Raw genomic sequence first — 8,480 nt, forward strand, 5'->3', positions numbered from 1 at the left:
GGCAAGCCTCGCTCCCACAGGTACTGCGCAATCCCTGTGGGAGCGGGCTTGCCCGCGATGGCGTCGGCCCTGTCACAACAGGTCAAAGCGACCGCGCAATAATCTCCTTCATGATTTCATTGGTCCCGGCATAAATCCGCTGCACCCGGGCATCCGCCCACGCCCGCGCAATCGGGTATTCCCACATGAAGCCGTATCCGCCATGCAACTGCACGCATTCGTCGAGCACCTTGCATTGCAGGTCCGTGCCCCAGTACTTGGCCATTGCCGCCGTGGGTACGTCGAGCTTGCCTTGCAGGTGCAGTTCCAGGCAGCGGTCGACGAAAACCCGGCCGATCTGGATCTCGGTCGCCATCTCCGCCAGCTTGAAACGGGTGTTCTGGAAGTCGGCAATCGACTTGCCAAAAGCCTTGCGTTCGCGGGTGTACTCCAGCGTCCATTGCAGCGCCGCTTCGGCCGAAGCCAGGCCACCGATTGCCACGGTGAGGCGCTCCTGCGGCAGCTCCTGCATGAGGTAAGCGAAGCCCATCCCCGCCTGCCCCAGCAGGTTTTCCTTAGGCACCCGAACGTCCTGGAAAAACAGTTCGGACGTGTCCTGGGCTTTCATGCCGACTTTCTCCAGGCGCTTGCCCTTGTCGAAGCCCGGCGTATTGGCTTCCACCAGAAACAGACTGGTGCCCTTCGCGCCGGCCTTCGGGTCAGTCTTGGCAACAACGATCACCAGATCAGCAAGATAGCCGTTGGTGATAAAGGTCTTCGAGCCGTTGATCACGTACTCGTCACCGTCCAGCACCGCTGTAGTTTTAACCCCTTGCAGGTCGGAACCGGCGCCTGGCTCGGTCATGGCGATGGCAGTGACCATCTCCCCGGAGACCAGTTTTGGCAGGTACTTTTGCTTCAGCGCCTCACTGCCGTAGTGCAGGATGTAAGGCGCAACGATGTCCGAATGCAGGGAGAAACCGATCCCGGTGAGCCCCAGGCGCCCCACTTCCTCAATCACCACCGCGCTGTATAGAAAGTCCGCCCCCAAACCGCCGTACTCCTCGGGCAGATGCGAGCACAACATCCCCGCCTCCCCAGCCTTGTTCCAGAGCTGGCGATCGATATAGCCCTGTTTTTCCCATTGCCCATGGAACGGCACCGCCTCTTTTTCCAGGAAAGTTCGCACGCTGTCGCGAAAAAGTTCGTGCTCTGAACTGAACAAGGCTCTAGGGATCATGCGGCACCTTTTCTTTGTTTTTAGAGGGTATAGACCTTCAGAGACTAAGCCCCGTACCCGATACAGGACACTGGACACATCCGACAAAAAATAAGACGATCCAGCCGTCTGGTGACCACTTTCCCCTATAAGAATAAAGTTGAATTATGTCTAACCAAGCCTCCACGCCCCTGCGGCGCGTCAGCATCCTGGCCATTGACCGGGTTTTCGCTTCCACCCTCATGCAAGCCAAGGATTTCTTCCATCTCGCCAGCCTGCGATACGGCAAACAATTGGGCCACGGCCTGACACCGGCGTTCGAAACCCGCCTGGTCAGCCCCGACGGCCAATCGGTCAACACGTTCAGCGATGTGAAGATTCCGGTGGACGGCGGACTGGAAAACGCCGACATCATTGTCCTTCCCGCCTTCTGGGACGACTTCGACTCGATGTGCAAACGCTATCCCCAGGTCCTGCCCTGGCTGCGCCAGCAACATGCGCGCGGCGCAGTGTTGTGCGGCGAAGCCACCGGCGTGTTCTGGCTCGCCGAGGCCGGATTGCTCAATGGCAAGGAGGCGACCACTTACTGGCGCTTCTTCAATGCCTTTGCCGAGCGCTTCCCACAGGTTCAGCTCAACCAAGACAAACACCTGACTGACGCCGATAACCTGTTCTGCGCTGGCGGCACCACCTCGGCTTGCGACCTGTACATTTACCTGATCGAGCGCTTCTGCGGCGCCAACGTATCCCAGGCTGTCGCCCGCGACATTCTGTATGAAGTGCAGCGCAGCTATTCGCCAGGGCGCATCGGTTTCGGCGGCCAGAAGCTGCACCAGGATGTGATCATCCTGCAGATCCAGCATTGGCTCGAAGAGCATTTCGCCGACAAATTCCGCTTCGAAGACGTCGCCCGCGAACACGGCATGAGCATTCGCAACTTCATGCGTCGCTTCCAGACTGCTACCGGCGACAAACCGCTGCACTACCTGCAACGCCTGCGCATCGAAACCGCCAAGGGCTTGCTGTCCGCCAGCCGCAAAAGCATCAAGACCATCAGCTACGAAGTCGGCTACGACGACGCGAGCTTCTTCGCGCGCCTGTTCCGCCAACACACGGAGCTGTCGCCGAACCAGTATCGGCAGCAGTTTCAGCAAGCGGCGTAAACCCATTGTAGGAGCGAGGCTTGCTCGCGAAAAACCTTAACGATGACGCGAGCATCCTGAATGGTCGCGGCGCCTATAGGTTTTTCGCGAGCAAGCTCGCTCCTACATTAGGTTTCTGGGCGCCCAAACAATTTGGCTCGCATCTTCGGAAACAGGCTACAGCCTTAACGGAAGTGACTGACTGACACCCACCTGCGACTTCGCCTTTTATTGGCACGCCACTGACACAGCGTGAACAACAATAAAAAGAGGTCATCAGGAATGAGCGCGCCAACAAGCCCTGTCCGTGTAGCCGTCGTGCAATTCGACCCGCAAGTCGGCATCCAGAATCGAAAAGACAACCTGCGCCGTAGCCTGCAATTGGCACAAGAGGCGGTAAGCGGCGGCGCGAATCTCATCGTGTTGCCCGAGCTTTGCAGTACTGGCTACTTTTTTGCCAACCGGCAGGACGCCTTCGCCCATGCCGAAGCAATTCCCGGGGGGCCAAGTGTGCAACTCTGGAGCGACTTCGCCCGCAAGCACAAGATTTACCTCGTAGCCGGTTTGGCTGAACTGGACGGGATGCGGCTGTTCAATACCGGCGTATTGCTGGGGCCGGACGGCTTTATCGGCAAGTACCGCAAAGCCCACTTATGGAACCTGGAAAAGCTCTGGTTCACACCCGGTGACCTTGGCTTCCCCGTGTTCGACACACCCATCGGCCGCATAGGGCTGCTTATCTGCTGGGATATCTGGTTCCCGGAAGTGCCGCGAATCCTCAGCCAACAAGGTGCCGACATCATTTGCAGCCTGAACAACTGGGTGTGGACGCCACCACCGCTGTTCGACGATGCCGGCAAGTGCATGGCGTCTTACCTGACGATGACGGCGGCTCACGTCAACAATGTGTTTATCGCCGCCGCCAGCCGAATCGGCGAGGAACGAGGCGCGCGTTACCTGGGCTGCTCACTGATTGCCGGCACCAATGGCTGGCCGATTGGCGCCGTGGCATCGGCAGACCAGCAGCAAATCCTGTTTGCCGATATCGACCTGACCAGCTCTCGCAGCGCGCCGATCTGGAACGATCTGAACGACCTGCACCGTGATCGTCGAGCCGATCTTTACGATCAGATGCTCGGCTATACCCACCACCCTCGCCTCCCGCGCTGAAGGAGGCATGAGCGATGAAAATCTCGACCGCAAAAAATCAACGGATCAGCCCTGCTGACAAGGCCGTTGTCGTGCTGATGATCGGCGCGGCAATACTGATTATCTGGCTGTCGCTGAGCAACCGTTCTACCTGGGCATCGCATTGGCCCAGTTACAGTGACATGGTTTCGGCTCTCCCCGAACCCGGTGCCTGGCTGCGCTGGGTACTGGGCGATATCAGCGAAGTGGCGTTCTACAAACACGAGTTCGCCTCGATCGGTTTGCTGGCCGGCGCCTACCTCGGCTACTGGGCAAATCGGACAGGGAAATCCTGGCAAGGCTTTGCCATTTGCTATGGCACGGGCCTCTGGCCGTGGCTGGTCACCAGCTCTCTGCTGGGGTTGCTTCTGGGTAATCTGCTGTGGGGCTGGACGGTGAGCGCCATGGACTGGCAACCCACGTTCGTCGCGTTTGTTTCGTTGCCGGCGGCGATGGTGCTGATGTTTGGCGGTGGCTGGAAGGTCACGATCAATGGCGCAATCATGGGGGCGGTCCTCGTTACACCGATGTCCCTGCTGATCGTCAACTATGTGTGTAACCCGCTAGTCTTGCCTGCGGTGATCGGCAATGTGCTGGGCATGGCCAGTGCCAGCGTGATGGCGTTTTTGATCTGCCGCTACTGGCCGAATCTGGTCAGTTCAAGGAAGCCCGAGCCCCCAACCACCAAGACAGCACCTACCGCCACAAAGACAACCGACTATGGCGTCATCTGGACGCTGCGCCGGATATTGGCGGACTTCTCCGAGGCGCCGTTTTTCGGCAATGAACTGGCCAGCCTGGGCTTGCTGCTGGGTGCGTTGCTGGCTTACTGGCTCAATCCCCTGAGTCCGGCGTACGGTTCCGGCCTCCTGTTGCACATCATCGCTGCCCAGGCGCTGACCTCTGCGATCGGCGTACTGATCTGGCGCCGCCAATGGATGTTGCGCGGCTGGTATCCCACTTACATCCCACTGGTCTCAGTGGTGCCGGCAACGCTTCTGGCCTATGGGGCCAGTTGGCAAATCATGGTTTCGAGCGCGCTGCTGGGGGCACTGTTGGCACCTCCGCTGGCCTGTGCGATTGCCACGCGATTACCGACCTACATGCACGCCTACATTGCCAATGTTCTATCGATGGCCATCAGCACTCTGCTGATCGTGCCGCTGGTCGGCTTCCTTTTCGCGGAATAAGAAAAATCTTTCACTCGGCTGTATCCGGGCTCGAAAACGGATGCAGCCACTTTTCATCACAAACAAGCGAGGTATGAAATGGAGTTGCCCAAACTGGCCATTGCGGCGCTAGGCGGCACAGTGAGCATGCAAACCAGCAATCCCGGTGAAGGCGTGGTCCCGATGGTCAGCGGCGAAACCTTACTGGCTTCCATTCCACAGCTGACGACGCTGGCCAGGGTATCGGTTGAGACCCTGGGCCTGCTGCCCAGTGCTTCACTGGATTTCGAGTTTTTGCTCAGCGTTTTGTCCTGGGCGAAGTTTCAGGTCAAGCAAGGTGCGGTGGGCGTCGTGATTACCCAAGGTACTGACACTCTCGAAGAGGCCGCGCTGTTTTTCGATTACCTGTGGCCTCACGACGCTCCCCTGGTATTGACCGGAGCGATGCGTTCAGCCGCTCAGCCTGGCGCAGACGGGCCGGCGAACCTGCTGGATGCCTGTCGCGTCGCGCTGGCAGAGAGCAGCCGCCAGCGTGGAGTTCAGGTGGTGATGAACGGGCAGATTCACCACGCGCGCAGCGTGCGAAAAACCGATTCGCTGGCCTTGCAGGCGTTCTCCTCCCCCACCATGGGGCCGGCTGGCTTGTTGCTGGAGGATCGTGTTTGCTACCTGCGTCCGCCAGAGTCGCGCACGGTGCTGCCTTTACCGCAACAAACCACGCAAAAAGTGGCGATGCTTGAAGCCTCACTGTCCGCCGACACTCTCCTTCTGGAAAACATCCTCGACCTTGGCTATGACGGATTGGTGATTGCCGGCTTTGGTGCCGGTCATGTTTCAGAGAAATGGGCGGCGAAGATCGAATCCATCGCCGAGAAAATCCCTGTGATCATTGCGACCCGTACCGGGTCCGGCTCAACCGCGCGGGCTTCTTACGGGTTCATGGGCGGTGAGATGGATTTGATTCACAAGGGAGTGTCGATGGCGGGGTTTCTGTGTCCGCGCAAGGCCAGGATTTTGCTGTGGTTGCTGATTGGGTGTCAGCAGCTGGATGAACTGGGGCAGTACCTGACTGACGGCACCACCCTGTAGAAGCGAGCTTGCTCGCGAAGGTGTGTCAGTCGGCGCCGATGTGGCTGACACGCCTTCGCGAGCAAGCTCGCTCCTACAGGGGCGATGTGTTTACGGCTTATGCGCCCGCGCCAGGAACTCGTGGGACTGCATTTCCAGCAACCGGCTGAGGGTACGCTGGAACTCGAACGTCAGGCGGCCGCCGGTGTAGAGGTCTTTCAATTCCACTTCGGCAGAAATGATCAGCTTCACGTTACGGTCGTAGAACTCGTCGACCATGTTGATGAAGCGTCGGGCGATGTCGTCGGTACTGACGCTCATCTGCTCGACATCGCTCAGCAGCACGGCGTGGAAGATCTTGCCCAGCTCGATGTAGTCGTTCTGGCTGCGCGGGCCATCGCACAGTTCGCGGAAGTCGAACCAGGCCACGTCGTCACAGGTACGCAAGGCACGGATTTCGCGGTTTTCGATCATCAGCACGTCGTTCTCGACCGCTGCCGTGCATTCCGGCGTCAGCGCACGGAAGCTCTTGCGCAGGCTTTCGTGGGCGGCTTCGTCGAGCGGGAAGTGGAACAGTTCTGCCTGTTCAAGGTGACGCAGACGATAATCGACGCCGCTGTCGACGTTGACGATGTCGGTGTGCAGCTTGATCAGCGCGATGGCTGGCAGGAAACGCGCACGCTGCAGACCATCCTTGTACAGACCGTCCGGCACGATGTTCGAGGTCGCGACCAGGGTCACGCCATTCTTGAACAGTTCTTCCATCAGGGTGCCAAGGATCATGGCGTCGGTGATGTCGGAAACGAAGAACTCATCGAAACAGATCACCCGGGTCTCGGCGGCGAAACGCTTGGCGATGATGGTCAGCGGGTTCTTCTCGCCACCCAGGGTTTTCATTTCTTCGTGCACGCGCTTCATGAAGCGGTGGAAGTGCATACGGGTCTTTTCCTTGAACGGCAGCGCCTCAAAAAAGGTATCGACCAGATAAGTCTTGCCGCGACCTACGCCGCCCCAGAAGTACAGGCCCTTGACCGGCGCCTGATCCTTCTTGCCAAACAGTTTGCCCAGCAGGCCCGGTTTGTTCTGCTCGGCCGCGACAAGGTCGTCGTACAGGCGCTGCAAATGACGCACAGCCGTTTCCTGGGCAGCGTCATGGAAGAACTCCGGGCGTTTCAGATCAGCTTGATATCGTTCTAGGGGCGTCATAATTCGTTAGCAAGGCAACAAAAACGGGCCGTCACTTTAGCGATGGCCCGTGGGAATGGCAATCAGCCCTTGGTCGGGCCGAGCCGTTGTTTATTCCTGAATTGGCGTCAGAGCAATGCGCAGGGCATCGATCGCACCATCGCGCGCGGCGCTGTCGGCGAAAGCCGGGCTATCGGCAACGCACTCACCTTCCAGCCAGACGCTGAAGCTCAGGTCTTCGCTGCGCACGTCCAGAGGCTGACCCGATTGCAGTTGCTTGGTCACTTGACCGGCGGTTTTACCGTCGGCGAAGTTGCGCGACAGCAGCAGTTGCTCGCCATCAGCCGCCAGCAGACGGAAGCGGAAACTGCCGTCGTCTTCGCGGAAGCTGACAAAACGCGCGGCTTTCGCCGCCTTCTTCTTGGTGGTCGCCGCCACTTGTGTCTGAGCGACGAAGGAGCGCAAGCCCACCGCTTCACGCAGTTCGTTGAGGAAAGGCGTTGCCACCGCACGGGCCTTTTTTGCACCGTGTTGCAGGATGTCTTCCAGATCCGCCGGGCGTTCGATCAGTTGGTTGTAACGCTCGCGGGACTCGCCCAGCTCGCTGTCCAACAACTGGAACAGGCGATTCTTCGCTTCGCCCCAACCTAGACCCTGCAGCAGCTCGCTGCGGAACTCGTCGGCTTGCGCCGCAGTTGCGAAGGCCTGGAACAGGGTGAACAGGTGCGAATTGTCCGGGTCTTTCGCTTCGCCCGGGGCACGGGAATCGGTGACGATCCGCGAAATCGCGTCCTTCATTTCTTTGGCGCTGCTGAACAGCGGAATGGTGTTGTCGTAGCTTTTCGACATCTTGCGACCGTCGAGGCCTGGCAACGTAGCCACGCTTTCCTCGATCAGCGCTTCAGGCATGGTGAAGAACTCCTTGCCCTGGCCGAACAGATGGTTGAAGCGCTGGCCGATATCGCGAGCCATTTCCACGTGCTGGATCTGGTCACGACCGACCGGCACCTTGTGGGCATTGAACATCAGGATGTCCGCGGCCATCAGCACCGGGTAGCTGTACAGCCCCATGGTGATACCGGCATCCGGGTCTTCACCGGTCTCGACGTTCTTGTCCACCGAGGCTTTGTAGGCGTGGGCGCGATTGAGCAGGCCCTTGGCGGCGACGCAGGTCAGCAGCCAGGTCAGCTCGGGGATTTCCGGGATGTCGGACTGACGGTAGAACGTCACGCGATCCACATCCAGGCCCCCGGCCAGCCAGGTCGCGGCGATTTCCAGACGCGAGCGCTGGATGCGCAGCGGGTCATCGCATTTGATCAGGGCGTGATAGTCGGCCAGGAAATAGAACGAATCGGCATTGCTGTCACGGCTGGCGACGATCGCCGGGCGGATGGCGCCAGCGTAGTTGCCCAAGTGCGGCGTGCCGGTGGTGGTGATGCCGGTGAGGATACGGGTACGAGTCGTCATGGGTAATCGCTTGTCAGACTGCAATCAATTCGAGAGACGCGGCAGGATCAGATCCTTGAGATC

General features: G+C 59.3%; 7 protein-coding genes. 4 read left to right on the plus strand and 3 right to left on the minus strand.

The window, feature by feature from the left end; translation table 11 throughout:
* Nucleotides 1-82: 82 nt before the first annotated feature.
* Nucleotides 83-1,219 carry an acyl-CoA dehydrogenase family protein gene (locus ACRESJ_RS07505; RefSeq protein WP_431757338.1) on the minus strand — a complete coding sequence of 379 codons (1,137 nt, stop codon included), beginning with the start codon at nt 1,217-1,219 and terminating at the stop codon, nt 83-85.
* A 221-nt stretch (nt 1,220-1,440) separates the two neighbouring features.
* Here ACRESJ_RS07505 and ACRESJ_RS07510 point away from each other — a divergent pair, with 221 nt between their 5' ends.
* The 4 genes from ACRESJ_RS07510 to ACRESJ_RS07525 all read left to right on the plus strand — a co-directional run bounded on the left by ACRESJ_RS07510 (nt 1,441) and on the right by ACRESJ_RS07525 (nt 5,786).
* Nucleotides 1,441-2,361, plus strand: coding sequence for a GlxA family transcriptional regulator (locus ACRESJ_RS07510; protein ID WP_431757344.1), 921 nt, complete (start codon nt 1,441-1,443; stop codon nt 2,359-2,361).
* A gap of 261 nt (nt 2,362-2,622) precedes the next feature.
* A complete protein-coding gene (locus ACRESJ_RS07515) occupies nt 2,623-3,510 on the plus strand; it encodes a nitrilase family protein (RefSeq protein WP_431757339.1) in 888 nt (295 codons plus the stop codon).
* A 14-nt stretch (nt 3,511-3,524) separates the two neighbouring features.
* Nucleotides 3,525-4,718, plus strand: a complete 1,194-nt coding sequence (locus ACRESJ_RS07520; protein ID WP_431757340.1) for a hypothetical protein — start codon at nt 3,525-3,527, stop codon at nt 4,716-4,718.
* 78 nt (nt 4,719-4,796) lie between these two features.
* Nucleotides 4,797-5,786: an asparaginase gene (locus ACRESJ_RS07525; protein WP_431757341.1), complete on the plus strand. Its 990-nt coding sequence runs from the start codon at nt 4,797-4,799 to the stop codon at nt 5,784-5,786.
* Between the two features lie 90 nt (nt 5,787-5,876).
* Here ACRESJ_RS07525 and zapE read toward each other — a convergent pair whose 3' ends face one another.
* Together zapE and ACRESJ_RS07535 are read right to left on the minus strand one after the other, a co-directional pair.
* Nucleotides 5,877-6,971, minus strand: a complete 1,095-nt coding sequence (zapE, locus tag ACRESJ_RS07530; RefSeq protein WP_431757342.1) for a cell division protein ZapE — start codon at nt 6,969-6,971, stop codon at nt 5,877-5,879.
* A 90-nt stretch (nt 6,972-7,061) separates the two neighbouring features.
* Nucleotides 7,062-8,417 (minus strand): tryptophan--tRNA ligase, encoded by a 1,356-nt coding sequence (locus tag ACRESJ_RS07535; protein ID WP_431757343.1) that lies wholly within the window; start codon nt 8,415-8,417, stop codon nt 7,062-7,064.
* Nucleotides 8,418-8,480: the final 63 nt, after the last annotated feature.

Origin of the sequence: Pseudomonas sp. (assembly GCF_050739655.1) — a bacterium.
Classification (GTDB): domain Bacteria; phylum Pseudomonadota; class Gammaproteobacteria; order Pseudomonadales; family Pseudomonadaceae; genus Aquipseudomonas.

What these genes read in the sequence shown, in the direction of transcription:
- ACRESJ_RS07505 (WP_431757338.1), bottom strand. Translation starts at nt 1,219, where the DNA reads ATGATCCCTAGAGCCTTGTTCAGTTCAGAGCACGAACTTTTTCGCGAC.
- ACRESJ_RS07525 (WP_431757341.1), top strand. Translation starts at nt 4,797, where the DNA reads ATGGAGTTGCCCAAACTGGCCATTGCGGCGCTAGGCGGCACAGTGAGC.
- ACRESJ_RS07535 (WP_431757343.1), bottom strand. Translation starts at nt 8,417, where the DNA reads ATGACGACTCGTACCCGTATCCTCACCGGCATCACCACCACCGGCACG.
- ACRESJ_RS07520 (WP_431757340.1), top strand. Translation starts at nt 3,525, where the DNA reads ATGAAAATCTCGACCGCAAAAAATCAACGGATCAGCCCTGCTGACAAG.
- ACRESJ_RS07510 (WP_431757344.1), top strand. Translation starts at nt 1,441, where the DNA reads ATGCAAGCCAAGGATTTCTTCCATCTCGCCAGCCTGCGATACGGCAAA.
- ACRESJ_RS07515 (WP_431757339.1), top strand. Translation starts at nt 2,623, where the DNA reads ATGAGCGCGCCAACAAGCCCTGTCCGTGTAGCCGTCGTGCAATTCGAC.
- zapE (WP_431757342.1), bottom strand. Translation starts at nt 6,971, where the DNA reads ATGACGCCCCTAGAACGATATCAAGCTGATCTGAAACGCCCGGAGTTC.